The organism is Corallococcus sp. bb12-1 (assembly GCF_026626765.1).
GTDB lineage: Bacteria > Myxococcota > Myxococcia > Myxococcales > Myxococcaceae > Corallococcus > Corallococcus terminator.
The window spans coordinates 362,809-377,171 of record NZ_JAPNJZ010000018.1 but is presented as its reverse complement, the minus strand read 5'-3'; the positions used below and the strand labels follow the sequence as shown (position 1 = coordinate 377,171).

Annotated in this window: 12 protein-coding genes; 7 read left to right on the top strand and 5 right to left on the bottom strand. The window is 69.1% G+C overall.

Annotated features, from left to right (window positions below):
- Window position 1 precedes the first annotated feature (1 nt).
- From OV208_RS22260 to OV208_RS22250, 3 genes are read left to right on the top strand one after another with little or no spacing between them, the layout of a single operon-like run.
- Complete coding sequence (locus OV208_RS22260) at window positions 2-2,074, top strand: glycosyl hydrolase family 28-related protein (RefSeq protein ID WP_267575885.1); 2,073 nt, start codon at window positions 2-4, stop codon at window positions 2,072-2,074.
- 51 nt (window positions 2,075-2,125) lie between these two features.
- Window positions 2,126-4,468 (top strand): Tex family protein, encoded by a 2,343-nt coding sequence (locus OV208_RS22255; RefSeq protein WP_267575884.1) that lies wholly within the window; start codon window positions 2,126-2,128, stop codon window positions 4,466-4,468.
- A 32-nt stretch (window positions 4,469-4,500) separates the two neighbouring features.
- Window positions 4,501-4,974 carry a hypothetical protein gene (locus tag OV208_RS22250; RefSeq protein ID WP_267575883.1) on the top strand — a complete coding sequence of 158 codons (474 nt, stop codon included), beginning with the start codon at window positions 4,501-4,503 and terminating at the stop codon, window positions 4,972-4,974.
- 2 nt (window positions 4,975-4,976) lie between these two features.
- Here OV208_RS22250 and OV208_RS22245 read toward each other — a convergent pair whose 3' ends face one another.
- From OV208_RS22245 to OV208_RS22235, 4 genes are all read right to left on the bottom strand, one after another.
- The gene (locus OV208_RS22245) at window positions 4,977-5,447 is read right to left on the bottom strand and encodes a DUF6714 family protein (RefSeq protein ID WP_267575882.1); all 471 of its coding nucleotides are present in this window, start codon (window positions 5,445-5,447) and stop codon (window positions 4,977-4,979) included.
- A gap of 16 nt (window positions 5,448-5,463) precedes the next feature.
- Entirely contained in the window at window positions 5,464-5,796 is a 333-nt protein-coding gene (locus tag OV208_RS41385; protein ID WP_420715044.1) for a hypothetical protein, read from the bottom strand.
- A 74-nt stretch (window positions 5,797-5,870) separates the two neighbouring features.
- Window positions 5,871-6,983 carry a hypothetical protein gene (locus tag OV208_RS22240; RefSeq protein WP_267576448.1) on the bottom strand — a complete coding sequence of 371 codons (1,113 nt, stop codon included), beginning with the start codon at window positions 6,981-6,983 and terminating at the stop codon, window positions 5,871-5,873.
- Window positions 6,980-8,824, bottom strand: coding sequence for an HSP90 family protein (locus tag OV208_RS22235; RefSeq protein ID WP_267575881.1), 1,845 nt, complete (start codon window positions 8,822-8,824; stop codon window positions 6,980-6,982). The genes OV208_RS22240 and OV208_RS22235 overlap by 4 nt, the downstream gene beginning before the upstream one ends.
- 190 nt (window positions 8,825-9,014) lie before the next feature.
- Between OV208_RS22235 and OV208_RS22230 the strand changes: the two genes are divergently transcribed.
- On the top strand, window positions 9,015-9,863 hold the full coding sequence (locus tag OV208_RS22230; protein WP_267576447.1) for a metal-dependent hydrolase: 849 nt from the start codon (window positions 9,015-9,017) through the stop codon (window positions 9,861-9,863).
- 197 nt (window positions 9,864-10,060) lie between these two features.
- A complete protein-coding gene (locus OV208_RS22225; protein ID WP_267575880.1) occupies window positions 10,061-11,461 on the top strand; it encodes an LETM1 domain-containing protein in 1,401 nt (466 codons plus the stop codon).
- Between the two features lie 68 nt (window positions 11,462-11,529).
- Here the strand turns inward: OV208_RS22225 and OV208_RS22220 are convergent, their stop codons facing one another.
- The gene (locus OV208_RS22220; RefSeq protein WP_267575879.1) at window positions 11,530-13,146 is read right to left on the bottom strand and encodes an FAD-dependent oxidoreductase; all 1,617 of its coding nucleotides are present in this window, start codon (window positions 13,144-13,146) and stop codon (window positions 11,530-11,532) included.
- A gap of 106 nt (window positions 13,147-13,252) precedes the next feature.
- Between OV208_RS22220 and OV208_RS22215 the strand changes: the two genes are divergently transcribed.
- Both OV208_RS22215 and OV208_RS22210 read left to right on the top strand, forming a co-directional pair.
- Window positions 13,253-13,849: a TetR/AcrR family transcriptional regulator gene (locus OV208_RS22215; protein WP_267575878.1), complete on the top strand. Its 597-nt coding sequence runs from the start codon at window positions 13,253-13,255 to the stop codon at window positions 13,847-13,849.
- A gap of 91 nt (window positions 13,850-13,940) precedes the next feature.
- Window positions 13,941-14,333, top strand: coding sequence for a hypothetical protein (locus OV208_RS22210; protein ID WP_267575877.1), 393 nt, complete (start codon window positions 13,941-13,943; stop codon window positions 14,331-14,333).
- Window positions 14,334-14,363 lie beyond the last annotated feature (30 nt).

Genomic DNA, 14,363 nt, shown 5'->3' with positions numbered 1-14,363 from the left:
CGTGGGCGCACGCAAGGGATTGCAGGGGCTTCTGGGGGCGGGGCTGGGGTGGATGCTGGCGGTGGGGACGCCGGGAGGAGCGGAGGCGGCGCCGTGGCGCAGCGTGCTGTATCCGGAGACGTGGCAGCCGGGGTACACGCGGCCGGGCAACGCGTCGCAGTTCCTGCATGACTTCTCCTACGCGGGCTACCGGCAGCGACAGGCGGAGCCTCCGGTGCGGATGGACCGGGTGCTGGACGTGACGCAGGCGCCGTACTTCGCGGACAACACGGGCGCGTCGGACGTGACGGCGGTGTTGCAACAGGCGCTCAACGACGCGGGGGCGGTGGCGGGCGGCGGGGTGGTGTACCTGCCCCGGGGCACGTACCAGGTGGCGCCTCCGGCGGGCAAGGCGTACGCGCTGTACATCGGCAAGAGCAACGTGGTGCTGCGCGGGCAGGGCGCGACGGCGACGTTCCTCTACAACGCGGCGACGGACATGCGCCTCAAGAAGGTCATCATGGTGGGCCCGCGCGAGTCGTCGGTGTCCTGGACGTCCGCGGCGACGGCGTCGGTGGCGCTCACGCAGGACGCGGCCAATCTGGCGACGCGCATCCAGGTGGCGAGCGTGGCCAACTATCCCGTGGGCACGTGGGTGGTGGTGCGGGCGGACCTGACGGCGGAGCGCAGCGCGGAGCTCAACATGGGCACCACGTGGACGTCGCTGCCGGGGCCGTCCTTCTACCGGCGGGTGGTGGCGGTGGACGCGGCCACGCGGACGCTGACGCTGGACATCCCGTTGCGCCAGGGCCTGCTGATGCGCGACGCGGCGCGCGTGTATGGCATTGCCGCGCACCTGACGGAGGTGGGCATCGAACACCTGTCCATCGGCATGCGGGAGAACCCCACGCCGGGCACGGGCGAGGAGGACTACAGCGTGCCGGGCACGGGCGCATACGCGATGCACGACGCGGTGGTGGTGCGGATGAACCACGTGATGGACGGGTGGATCCGCGGCGTCAGTTCCTACCGGCCGCCGTCCAACACGCGGGACGTGCACCTGCTGTCCAACGGCATCGACCTGGATTACTCGCGCAACATCACCGTGGATTCGAGCCAGATGGAGAAGCCCCAGTACATGGGCGGTGGCGGAAACGGGTACCTGTACTCGATTCGGAGCAGTGACAGCCTCTTCAAGGACAGCGTGGCGTACGGCGGGCGGCACAACTTCGACTTCCGCTCCATGCACACCACCGGCAACGTGCTGTTCAACAACCGCGCGTCCAACGGGGACAAGGTGTCTGACTTCCACATGCACCTGAGCGCGGCGAACCTGGTGGACAACACGACGCTCTACCTGGAGCGCTTCGAGGCCGCGGACCGGACGCCCTACGGCACCGTCAGCCACGGCGTCACCACGACCCAGAGCGTGTTCTGGAACACCAATGGGGCGAAGCCTCCGGCCTACGGGGGCTCCAGCATTGTGCGCTCGCATCAGTACGGGCAGGGCTACGTGATTGGCATGCGCGGCAGCGCGACGACCGTGGATGTAGCGGTGACGACGAAGACGGCGCCCGCGGACCTGGCGGAGGTGGCGACGTCCGGGAATGAACTGGTGCCGCAGTCGCTCTACGTGGACCAGACGCAGAAGCGCCTGGGGCGCGCGGTGGAGCACGACGCTCGGGCGCTGGTGTACCAGGCGGAGAACCTGAAGCCGACGAGCACTCCGGACACGTCATCCACGAACGTGGAGACGGGCGCGGAGATGGGTGGCATCCGCTACCACAACACGAACGGCGTGGGCGCGAAGGTGACGTACACGCTCATGCCGCGCACGGTGGGGACGTTCGCGGTGCGGGTGCTCACCAAGCGCAACAACGGGCGCGGGCAGTACCAACTGGACGTGGGGGGCGTGGCGGTGGGCGGGACGCGGGACGAGTACTCCAGCGGCACGGCGTACGCGGAGGTGGAGCTGGGGACGGTGACGTTCACCGACCTGGAGCCCAAGCTGTTCACCTTCACGGTGGTGGGGAAGAACGCGGCGAGTACGGGTTACAACGTCGCATTGGACGCCATCCGACTCGTCCGGCGGTAGAGCGCGGCGCGCCACTGGGAGGCGCGGGCGGACCGGGGTATAGACGGGCCCATGCACGTCTATGCCGCCGCGTTGGCCCAGGAACTGGGCATCAAGCCGGAGCAGGTGGACCGGACCCTCGCGTTGCACGAGGAGGGGGGCACGGTCCCCTTCATCGCGCGCTACCGCAAGGAGGTCACGGGGGGCCTGGATGAGGTTCAAATCCAGGCCATCCTCGACCGCTCCTCGGAGCGCGCGGAGCTGGATGGGCGGCGCGACACCATCCTGCGCAGCATCGAGGAGCAGGGGAAGCTGACGCCGGAGCTGTCGAAGGCGCTCCAGGCGGCGCGCACGCGCGCGGAGCTGGAGGACCTGTACCTGCCCTACAAGCCCAAGCGCCGCACCCGCGCGGCCATCGCCCGGGAGAAGGGGCTGGAGCCGCTGGCGGACCTCGTGTGGAAGCAGGAGGGGCAGCGCGGGGAGAACGTGGACGCGCGCGTGAAGCCCTACGTGGACACGGAGAAGGGCGTCGCGGACGTGGCCGCCGCGCTGGCGGGCGCGCGCGACATCTGCGCCGAGCGGGTGGCGGAGGACGCGAAGCTGCGCCGCGAGGCTCGTGACCTGTGCACCCGGCGGGGCTCGCTGCGCTCGGACGTGGTGCCGGCGAAGAAGGGCGAGACGACCAAGTTCGAGAACTACTACGGCCACGAGGAGCCACTGTCCCAGGCCCCGTCCCACCGCGTGCTGGCGTTGTTGCGCGGGGAGGAGGAGGGCGTGCTGAAGGTGAAGCTCGGCCTGCCGGACGACGAGGTGAAGGGGCTCTTCTCCGGGCGCGTGGTGACCCGGCCGCAGTCGCTGTTCGCGGGGGAGCTGCGCGCGGCGGTGGAGGACGGGTGGGAGCGGCTGATGGGGCCGTCGCTGGAGTCGGAGCTGCGCACGGAGTTGAAGGAGCGCGCGGACAAGGGCGCCATCGGTGTCTTCGGTGAGAACCTGCGGCACCTGCTGCTGACGGCTCCTGCTGGGGCTCGTGCGGTGCTGGCGTTGGACCCGGGACTTCGCACGGGCATCAAGCTGGCGATGATGGACGTGACGGGGACGGTGGTGGAGACGACGACGCTGTACTCGGAGCGCAGCGCGGACGAGCGGGCGCGGGCGGCGAAGTTGTTGGAGGCGGTGGTGCGCAAGCACAAGCCGGAACTCATCGCCGTGGGCAACGGCACGGGCAGCCGGGAGGCCGAAATCTTCACGCGGGATACGCTCAAGGCGCTGGGCCTCCAGATTCCGGTGGTGTCGGTGAGCGAGCAGGGCGCGTCCATCTACTCCGCGTCGGAGGTGGCGCGAGAGGAGTTCCCGGAGCTGGACGTGACGCTGCGCGGGGCGGTGTCGATTGGCCGGCGGTTGCAGGATCCGCTGGCGGAGCTGGTGAAGATCGACCCGAAGAGCATTGGCGTGGGGCAGTACCAGCACGACGTGGACCAGGGCCTGCTCAAGAAGAAGCTGGGCGAGGTGGTGGACTCGTGCGTGAACGCGGTGGGCGTGGATGTGAACACCGCGTCACCGCAGTTGTTGGAGCACGTGTCCGGCGTGGGGCCGTCGCTGGCGAAGAAGCTGGTGGCGCACCGGTCGGCGAAGGGGCGCTTCACCACGCGGCGGGAGCTGCTGAAGGTGAGTGGCCTGGGACCGAAGACGTTCGAGCAGGCGGCGGGCTTCCTGCGCGTGCGCGGGCCGGAGCCGCTGGATTCGAGCGCGGTGCACCCGGAGCGCTACTCCGTGGTGGAGCGGATGGCGAAGGACCTGGGCGTGGACGTGGCCTCGCTGGTGGGCAACGCGACGCTGGTGCGCAAGATTGAAGCGAAGCGCTACCTGGGGCCGGAGCTGGGAGAGCTGACGCTGAAGGACATCCTGGCGGAGCTGGAGAAGCCGAGCCGCGACCCGCGCGGTGACTTCACGGCGCATGCGACGCGGGATGACCTGCGCTCGCTGGAGGACGTGAAGGAGGGGATGGTGTTGCAGGGCACGGTGACGAACGTGACGGCGTTTGGCGCGTTCGTGGACGTGGGCGTGCATCAGGACGGACTGGTGCATGTGTCGCAGCTGTCCACGCGCTTCATCAAGGACGCGTCGGAGGCGGCGAAGGTGGGCGACCGGCTGACGGTGAAGGTGCTGACCGTGGACCTGGCGCGCAAGCGTCTGGCGTTGTCCGTGAAGGCGTTGCAGGAGGGCGGGGCGCCGCAGGCGTCCGGGAAGCCCGCGGTGGGCGGGGCCACGGGGCAGGGGCGGATGACGGAGCGCCCGAGCGGTGGGCCTTCACGGCCGCAGGGCGGTGGGCCGCGGCCTCCGGCACAGGGGAACCAGGCTCCGGCGCAGAAGAAGCCGGAGCCGTTCAACAACCCGTTCTCGAAGCTGAAGCGCTGACGGAGCACCGTTCCGCCGGAGTGGGGCTCGACATGGCGTACTTCCAGGATCTCGCTCCGTGCTCGTACTTTGGCCGCTGGGAGGCGTCGCTGCTCGCGGTCGGATGGCTCGAAAGCGAGCATGTCTTCACGAAGGGGGCTGTCGGAGAGGACTTCTTCGCGGCTCTCATCAGGCTGTGCATGCAGCCCTGGCAGCCGGCCGTCCTCGCGGGGCGTCATCCGTGCCCGCTTTGTCGGTTCACGGGAGGGCCCGGGCCCGTCACGTATCAGGGCCTGACGGTCTCCATTGGAGCGGCGAACGTCTTCGTCCCAGCCCTGGAACGCGTCTTCGTCGCCCCGACGATGATCGCTCACTACATCGATGCCCACGAATACGCGCCGCCGCAGGTGTTCCAGGAGGCCGTCCTGCGGTGCCCGGAGATGAGGTCCATGGCCTATCTCAAGGCCATCAGGGCACAGGGGCTCAAGCGTGAGGAGACCTTTGGCGCAGGGCCCAAATCACCCTGATCTCAGAAGATGTCCCAATAGTTGGCCAGAGCCTGGGCCCAATGCCGCTGTTCAATCGGACCTGACGCTTCGTCTCGCATCCTCCGCAAGAAGGTTTGAACCGCATTCCTCTGCTCGGGGGAAAGCGTGCCAAACCGATTCTGGAAGTGGGTCCGCAAGTCCAGGTGTGATTCCGCCGGAATGCTCAACTGGGACAGAAGGAAGTCGCGGACGTCGAGGTCGGTGAGTGCGGCCAGGAGATAGGCCGGGAGGTAATAGGGCAGTGCTTCTGGACTGAACAGCGACAGATGCGCCGCATGCTGGCGGATCTGTTCCACCGGAACATCCTTCCAATGCAGGCCTCGGAAATCCCTGATGAGTTCCGTTGTCTCCCATGCATCCGACGCATAGGCGATGTGGTTGTCATCGGGGCGGGGCACACTCGAAAAGGCATTCTCGATCTGCTGCCGGAGCGGTGTCTCTTGCTCGCTCATGGGTCCGCCTGCCTTCTCAACGGCATTGCTCGGTGGGGCGACAGCGGATGCCGATGAGTTCCGTGCACCGGGCCTGTCCCTTTTCATAGGTCGCAAGGACGCTCTTGTGTGCCAGGTCGCCTCCACGGAAACAACGGTCCATCAGCACCTTGCGAGCCTGGATGCAGTTCGCGAACCTGTTCCAGCGGACCGTCAGTTCCTGACAATTCATGACCTCATTGCAGCTCATTCCTTCAGTCTTGCAAGCCAAACCCGTGGCTTGATTCAAGGTCCGATAGACGTCCTTGGTGCAGTCACCTGGAGGTGGAAGGGTCTCCTCTCCAGCCTGACTGGAGGACGTGAAGAGCATGAGCCACAAGGTCGCAAGGAACAGCCTGGAAGGCACTTTCACGGCGTCCTCACCTCCGCATTACTGGACTCAGCTCAATCCAACGGAAACAACCGCGCTTCCTTCGCCAGCACTTCATTGCGCGCCAGCAACTCCGTGAACCGCGCCGTCCCATTGCGCGCATCGAACCGTGCCGCGATGTCTCGCGCCTGCGTCTCCATCCAGTCCCGCAGCGCCCGCGTCGCATAGCCCCCGTCCACCGCGTGCAGCGGGAACGCCTTGGGCAGACGCAGGCTCACTTCTTCCCGACCGTCCGCCGTCACCTGTCCCAGCAGGAACGACCCCGCCGCGTAGAAGGTGAACCGGTCGCGGTGGCTGGAGTGCTCCAGCGCCCAGCCCAGGTGCTTCTCCAGCATCGTCAGCCCGCGTGACAGGTTGCCCGTCAGCGCCAGGAACTCCAGGTGTTCGCCCACCGTGGCCAGGAACTCGCGGTTCTTCGCCACCATCGCGTAACCGCGCACGTGGCAGGCCCGTGCTTCCTCCATCCGCTCCAACTTGAAGAACGGATACAGCAGCGTGCCCAGCGTCAGGTGCGGGATCTCCGCGCAGGACTGACGCCCGTCCAGGATGGGCTTGGCCTTCTTGACCGCCTGCTCCCACTCACCCCGGTCCACGTGGTGGTCCAACTCGTCGTCCAATTCACAGACACGGCAGTCCGTCAGGTGGTCCCGGGGCGCCACCAGCCACGCTTCCCACAGGCGCTCGGCCTCGGCCGTGTCGCCCATGTCCCGCGCCATCTGGTAGCGCAGCTTCAGCGCCGCCCTTTGCCCCGCGTCCAGCTTCGCGAAGCTCTGCTCCACGTCATCCAGCGCGTCCGAAATCTGCTTGCGGCTGATGTGCGGGAACTCGTCCAGCCGGCCCACCACCCACTTCTGCTTCCAGAGCATGTCCTCCGGGTCGAACCGCTGCGGGTCCTTCTTCTGCTGCCCCCGGCACCATGCGAACGCCACCAGCGCCTTGTCCGGGAACCCTCCGAAGGTCGCCGCGTCGATGAGCGCATCACGCAGCGCATACCCCAGGGGCACATCCCCGTGCGTGTCCGCCAGCCGCACCGCTTCCTCCAGCGTGCGCACCTTGGAGTCACCCTCGGGCAGTCCTTCCGCTTGCTCGCGCAACGCCTCCACCTGCTGGCGCCAGTCCCCCATCAGTGCATCCCTCGCGAGCCCGGCCCCGATGAGCCCCCGCCTTCATCCAGCCGCGCCGCGATGAGCCCCAGGAGCCCGTGGTTCAACAACGCCATCTCCTGGGCGTTCAGCGGGTGCTGACCCAACAGCAGCGCCTGCACGTAGAGCATCTCCACCGACAGCTTCAGCAACTCCCGGCTCTCCACCGCCGCCAGCCTGCGCACCACCGGGTTGTGCAGGTTGAGGCACAACTGCGCCTGCTCGCCGCCCCCCGCGCCCGCCATCACCCCGTCGAGCACGCCCGCGTAAAGGTCGTCCGACTCCTCCTTCGCCCGCGCCGCGTCCCGCCGGAACGCCCCTTCCGCGTCCGAGCTGTAGAGCGTGGGCACCTCCGCCGGGAAGAACTTCTTCACCTCCACCCCGCAGCGGAACGGCGCCAGCACCCCTTCGGCCAATCGCAGCAACGGATAGAGGGCCTCGCGCTCGTCCAGCGTCAGCTCCTCGAACGTCTGCGGCAGGTCCGCGGACGAGAAGGCCGACACCTGCGCGTCCGACACCACGTGCGGCAGCTTCTCCAGCAACGCCGTGTCATGCGTGTACGCCGCGTTCAGCACGCACAGGCCCTGTGCCGCCGCCACCCGCGCCACCTGCCGGAATCCATCCATCGTCGGCGTGTAGCGCACCACCGGCCACGAACGCCGGTAGTCCGCCAACGTCATCATCCCCAGCGACGTCTCGAAGGGCAGCCAGTCGATGACCAGCCGGTAGAAGTCGTCGTCATCCAGCGCCAGCCCCTTCACCGACAACCCGTGCAGGGCAATCAGCCGCTGCAACGCCCGGGGCTCCTCGCGCGCCAGGTCCATCAGGTACTGGCGCAGCGACTGTCCCAGTGCCTCGCGCGCCTGCGCCAGCACCGTGTCCTCGTAGAAGGACTCGCGGCTCGCGGTGGGCCTGAGGCCGTTCCCGTTCACCACGCACTTCACGAAGAAGGCCCACTCCGGCAGCAGGTTCTCCGCGCTCTCCGACAGGAGCATGTGCTTCAGGTACACGCGGTGCTTCTGTTTGGCGTTGAAGTGCGGCGACGCCGGCAGCACGAACGCCACCCCGTCCACGTCCCCCGCCGCCGAACGCAGCGGAATCACATCCAGGAAGTCCGTGCCGAACACCTCTCGCCCGTAGGCGAGCAGCGCCCGCCGCTTCTCTCCCGCCGTCTCGTACAGGCGGCGCCAGGGCGGACCGTCCGGGTTGAGCTGCTCCGTCGCGCCGTTCACGGTGAGCCGCACGGGAAACGGCAACAGGCCCCCGTAGTGGCGGGCGAGCTGCCGCACCCGCTCCGGCGTGAACCACTCCGCCATGTCCTCGCGAGCGACCAGGTAGACGTGCGTGCCGGGCGCGTCCAGCGGGTGTTCGGAGACGCGCACGTCATAGGTGCCGTCGTGCCGGCCCCGCCACTCCAGCGTGCGGCCGTCGCCCCTCGCCGAGCGCGTCACCACCAGCAGTTCGTCGCACACCATGAAGCACGACAGCAGGCCGATGCCGAACTGGCCGATGAAGTCGTTGCGGCGCGCCTCCAGCACCTCGCGCTTGGAGGACTCGCCGATGGTCGCGAGGAAGCGGTGGATCTCCTCCTCCGTCAGCCCCACGCCTTCATCGGTGAAGAGCAGGGTGGGCGGCCCGCCGTCCTGTTTCTCCCGCAGCTCCAGCCCCACGGAACCGGAGGCCCCGGGCTCCAACTGCTGCCGGGCGCGCAGCGCGTCCGTGGCGTTCTGGAGCAGCTCCCGCACGTACACCCCGGGCGAGCTGTACAGATGGTGGGACAGGAGGTCGATGACCCCGCGGAGGCTGACTTGGAATCGATGGTCCACGCTGGAATCGAGCGTAGCGCGCTGCTCCCGCCACGGGGGCCGCAATCCCCCGGCGCGCATTCTGGGCGGCCGGACATCCCAGCCCCTTCCTGCTTCCCTGGAGGGTGCTATGTGGCGCCCCGGCCGTGCGGCGCCTTCAAGGCGGCACGGCGACATGTCGTCCCTTTCCTCCCTCCTGGAGCAGACAACGATGCGGACCAAGCTGATGGCAGTGGTGGTGGGCGCGGTGCTGGGTGTCACGGGCGCGGCGTTCGCGCAGGGCACGCCGACGACCCCGGCGGCCCCCAAGGCAGCCCCCAAGGCGGGCAAGGCCGCTGCCACGGCGACCGCGGGCAAGACGGAGGTGACGTGGTGGGGTCACGCCGCGTTCGTGGTGAAGACGCCGGGCGGCGCGGTCATCGCCATCGACCCGTGGTTCACCAACCCCAAGGCGCCCCAGGGCGCGACGTGGCCGGAGGCGGTGGACGCCATCCTCGTCTCCCACGGTCACTTCGACCACGTGGGCGAGGCCAAGGCCCTGGCCCAGAAGACCCAGGCCAAGGTGTTCGGCTCCTTCGAACTGGTGACGCTGATGGCCCTGCCGGACGCGCAGTTCATGGGCGGCAACGCCGGCGGCACCTTCCAGGTGAAGGACGCCACCATCCACTTCGTGGAGGCGGTGCACTCCAGCAGCTACCAGGCGGACCCCAAGGCCCCGGCGCAGTACGCGGGCGCGCCCCTGGGCTTCGTCATCGAAATCGCCAACGGCCCTACGCTGTACCACGCGGGTGACACCGGGGCCTTCCAGTCCATGGCCCTCATCGCCGAGCAGTTCAAGCCCACCGTGGCCCTGCTCCCCATTGGTGGTCACTTCACCATGGACCCCGCCCAGGCGGCTGTTGCCGCGAAGCTGCTCAAGGTGAAGACCGTGGTGCCCATGCACTACGGCACCTTCCCCGCCCTCACCGGCACCCCGGACGCGCTCACCGCCGCCGTGAAGAAGGCCCGGGGCACCACCAAGGTGCTCCCCCTGGAGCCCGGCAAGGCCACCGCGCTGTAGTCCGCCTCTGAAGGAATTCCCCCGCGCCCGCCCACCCACACCGGTGGCCGGGCGCGTGCTTTTTCCACCATTCACAGCTTCCGCTGGACGACGTGCACCGCCGACCGGGGCCGGGTGGCATCCCGAATGCGACTGGGTTATTTCCCGCTTCATCGCGCACCGGAGGGGTCCGGCCGTGCGTCTCGTGGGGTGTTCCGGTGGCGGTGCTGGTTTTCGGAAGGGGGACCTGGCTGGCCACGCTCCTGGCGGACGTAGTCGCCGCGCATGCGCGAGCCCCCTTTTCGGACGCGTCCCCCGCCGAGTCCCGGCTGGCCTCTGGCCCTGCCCGGGGACGTGCCTTCCTGCGTCGCACGCTGCGGGCCTCGGGGCTGGTCTACGGCACGCCCGTGCCGCTGCCCTCGCCGGTGGATGGCGGGGAGCCCTTTGACGTCCCGGCGCGCGCGGTGGAGGACGAGCTGTTCCACGCGGTGGTGCGCACGCTGGCGCGTCTGGCGTTGGACCTGGCGCGGGTGATGGACGCGCCGGAGGGCCCTCGGGTGGAGCAGCTGCTGGTGCTCTTCGCGGTGCTCGCGGGCGAACTGGAGCTGGCGCTGGCCCTGGACGCGCGGCTGGCGGCCGGGCTGCCGGTGCCCCGGCGGATGGTGGGGCGGGTGGAGGACGCGCTCGACAAGCGGGCGCCGTCGCTGGCCGGGGACCCGGTGTACGGACTGGTGCTGCACAACGGCGCGCAGTACGCGGACGCGCAGTTGTTCTGCCGGCAGGCCATCGACCTGTTCTCGCGCGGACGGCTGTCGCGGGTGGTGGCGGAGCGGCGGCTGGACTTCGCGGCGCGGCAGAAGGCGCTGCTGGTGGATGTGCTCACCGCGCTTTCGTGCGTGGACCGGGAGCCAGGACTGCCCGCGCGCCGCGCCATCCTCCGACAGGTGGAGGGCCTGCGCCTGCCGCACGCGCTGGAGGGCGAGGTGAAGGCCGCGGTGCGCCAGTCCTTCGAGCGCAAGCGCGACGTGCGGGACGTGGTGCGCCAGGTGCGCAGCGTGGACATGCGCCACCTGCTCCTGGAGCAGACGCTGCTGGCGGCGCTGGTGGACGGCCGTCGGACGCGGCGGGAGCGGGCCTTCATCGACACGCTGGCGGGCGCGCTGCATGTGCCGCAGGCGGAGCTGCGACGTCTGGAATTGGAGATGGCGGAGTTCTACGCGCGGCACCGCTCGCTGGTGGATGTCTTCACCGTGTCGGACGCGGCGGGCGCCATGGGTGAGGACCTCATCACCGGCATGCAGGAGACGCTGGAGAAGAACTTCCACCGGCTCATGCAGGAGGCGCGCGAGACGGGCGACCTGGCGGTGCTGCTCACCAAGGCGGCGCGGCGCCAGAAGCTCACCGCCGACGAGCGCCAGCGCATGCGCGCCCAGCTCATCGACGTGGCCAAGGCCATCCCCGCGCTCGCCATCTTCGCCGCGCCCGGGGGCATCCTGCTGCTGGCGGCCCTGGCGAAGGTGCTGCCCTTCAGCCTGCTGCCCAGCTCCTTCCAGGACGGGCCCGCCGTCATGGACCTGGACCTGGACGCGGAGGACAGCGTGGAGCGCGAGGTGGGGTAGTCCGCCCTTCGTGGCTTTCGGAGTCGACCGTGCTGGAGCTGGCGCCGAAGGAGCAGGGCACCCACACATCAAGGGACTCGCAGCATGGGCGTACAGCTTGTCGGCGGTGGGGAGTGCAAGGCTGGGTCAGCCTCCAATGAGCGCGTGCGGTGGATGAAGGGGGCCAGGAATTGCTCCAGCGCCGCGCGTGCACCCGGGCGGGAGACATGTCCCACGTACCCGTCCGGGCGCACCAGCACGAGCGCGTCCGAGCCCACGTCGTAGGCCCGGTGCGCGTGGCCGCTGGCGTCAAGCAGGGCGTCGGCGTCGCTGGAGGTTCCCTTCGCGCGGACGTGGAAGGCGCGCACGGTGTCTCCGAAGCGCGCCCGAGCCCACGCGGGCGCATCCGCGTGCTCCGGTCCGAAGGCGAGCAGCGTCCAGTGAGGCCCACGAAAGGCGTCGAACAGGTGAGAGGGATTGCCCGTCGCATCCACGCACGGTGCATCCGGGGCCCGGTCCCCCGCGCGCAGGCGGGACGTGTCGCCGTCCGTCTGGGGCGCGAGCGGACCGCCGCGATAGTGCAATCCCAGTTGTCGGGTCTCCGCGCCCCGCTGCTGTGAGCGCAGGCTGTTCTGGCGCAGGCCCTGGTAGAGCTTCGAGGACAGGCCGAGCACGTGCGCGGCGATGGGCAGCCGCTCCGCCTCGTAGGTGTCGAGCAGCGCTGGGGACGCACCGGCGAGGACGTGCCCCAGCTTCCAGCCCAGGTTGTAGGCGTCCTGCACCCCGGTGTTGAGACCCTGGCCCCCGGCGGGCGGGTGCACGTGCGCGGCGTCGCCCGCGAGCAGGACGCGGCCCACGCGGTAGCGGTCCACCATGCGCACGTTGGGGCGGTATACGGACAGCCAGCTCGCGTCGTGCAGGCGGAGTCCTTCGCCGGGGCGGGCCGCTTCCTGGAGGCGCTGGTTCAGCGCGGCTTCGGTCAGCTCCGGCACGGTGCCGCCGGGCTTCACCTGGAGGGTGAGCTGGAAGCGGTCCGTGCCGGGCAGGGGACACAGCGCCACCATGCCGCCCGTAGCGAAGGGCCACACGTGCCAGTGGTCGCGGCCCAGTCCATCAACGCGCACGTCGCCCACGACCATGCGCTCGGCTTCGTGTGTCTCTCCGTGGAAGCCCACGCCCAGGGTCTTGCGCACGCGGCTGTGGCCGCCATCCGCGCCCACCAGGTACTCCACGCGCACGACCTTCGAAGCGCCGTCGTGGGTGAGCGTGGCGCTGATGCCGGAGTCGTCCTGGGTGAAGTCGGTGAGCGCGGTGCCGAACTCCACCTCATGGCCGAGCACGCCCAGCCGCTCGCGCAGGATGCCTTCGGTGCGGGCCTGCGGCACGAGCCACGGGTCGGGATGGGGCACGTCAGGCGTCACCGGATGACGGGGGATCATCGTCCAGCGGCCCACGACGAAGCGCCGCCAGTGGAGGCGCAGGCGGGGATAGGCACAGCCGGCCGCGAGCACGGCCTCCAGCACGCCCAGGTCGTCCAGCACCTCCAGCGTGCGCGGCTGGAGCCCCTTGCCCCGTGAGCCCACGAAGGGGCCGGGAGCGGCGTCAATGATGCGGAGGGCGCCGCCACGACGGGCAAGGTCACAGGCGAGCGTGAGGCCCGTTGGGCCGGCGCCGACAATCAGCACCTGGGGGTTTGCGTGAGGCATGGCCATCTCCTGTCGCCAAGGGCGCTGGCGCCCCGGACGCGATGGAGAGGAGAATGTAAGGAAGAGCTTATGTTGTCAGCTTGCGTTCCCGTCCCAGGAGTCCGGCATGCCGCGCGCGAAGCTTTCCCCTCGGAAGACGCCCTTGCAGGAGCGCTCGCGCGCGACGGTGGACGCGCTGGTGCAGGCGACTGCTGACATTCTGGTGCGTGACGGGTACGCGAAGCTGACGACCAACCGCATCGCGGAGCGCGCGGGCGTCAACGTGGCCTCGCTGTACCAGTTCTTTCCCGGCAAGGAGGCGCTGGTGGCGGAGGTGTCGCGCCGGCACGTGAAGGAGCAGCGCAAGGCGGTGCGCGAGGTGCTGGCGACGCGGAAGTTCCAGGGCCTGGAGGACCTCATCCGCACGCTGGTGTGCATGGGCTTCGCCGCCCACGCGGTGAACCCGAAGCTGCACCATGCGCTGACGGAGGAGCTGCCCGCGCGACGAGCCCGGACCATGGGGCCAGAGGATGCGCCGCTGATGGAGGCGTTCCGCGAGTACGCGACCGACGTCCCGGACCCGGAATTGGCCCACTGGCTCATCGACACCGTGGCCCATGCGGCCATCCACCGCGCGGTGGTGGAGCGCCCCGAGGCCTTGTCCCAGGGGCTGCTCCAGGAGGAGCTGGTGACGCTCCTCCTGCGCTACGTGAAGCGGAAGTGACGCGTGTGGCTCAGCGGCCCGACGCCGGGCAGGTGCGGATGTCAGCCGATTGGGTAGGCTTGGCGACTCATGACAAATGAGGGGGGATGCCATGAAGATCTTGATCGACACGAATGTACTCATTCCGCTGGAGCCCACGTCACCCGCGCAGATCGAGGCGCTGACGAAGCCCGCGACCACCCTGGTGCGGACCCTCGAAGAGGCGGGTTACCAGCTCTTCATCCATCCGTTCATGCCGGTGGACATTGAACGGGACCGCGATGAGGCACGACGCCAACTTCGTGAGTTGCTGCTCAAGAAATACCTACCGCTTCCGGCTCCGCCGCCCATTCCTGAAGCCTGGGTCGAGAGCCTGGGAAATCCGGAGGCCCATTCTCGCGATTGGGTGGAACAGCATCTGCTCGCGGCCGTACGGTCCAACGGGGGGGGATCCTCGTCACCGAGGATCTTCGCCTTCACCGGGCTGCGAAGCGCGTCGGACTGAAGGAACGCGTCGCGACGGTAAGTGAGGCCC

Excerpts from the sequence above, each read along its gene's own strand:
- OV208_RS22245 (WP_267575882.1), bottom strand. The coding sequence starts at position 5,447 with ATGAGCGAGCAAGAGACACCGCTCCGGCAGCAGATCGAGAATGCCTTT.
- OV208_RS41385 (WP_420715044.1), bottom strand. The coding sequence starts at position 5,796 with ATGCTCTTCACGTCCTCCAGTCAGGCTGGAGAGGAGACCCTTCCACCT.
- OV208_RS22210 (WP_267575877.1), top strand. The coding sequence starts at position 13,941 with ATGAAGATCTTGATCGACACGAATGTACTCATTCCGCTGGAGCCCACG.
- OV208_RS22230 (WP_267576447.1), top strand. The coding sequence starts at position 9,015 with ATGCGGACCAAGCTGATGGCAGTGGTGGTGGGCGCGGTGCTGGGTGTC.
- OV208_RS22220 (WP_267575879.1), bottom strand. The coding sequence starts at position 13,146 with ATGCCTCACGCAAACCCCCAGGTGCTGATTGTCGGCGCCGGCCCAACG.
- OV208_RS22250 (WP_267575883.1), top strand. The coding sequence starts at position 4,501 with ATGGCGTACTTCCAGGATCTCGCTCCGTGCTCGTACTTTGGCCGCTGG.
- OV208_RS22255 (WP_267575884.1), top strand. The coding sequence starts at position 2,126 with ATGCACGTCTATGCCGCCGCGTTGGCCCAGGAACTGGGCATCAAGCCG.
- OV208_RS22215 (WP_267575878.1), top strand. The coding sequence starts at position 13,253 with ATGCCGCGCGCGAAGCTTTCCCCTCGGAAGACGCCCTTGCAGGAGCGC.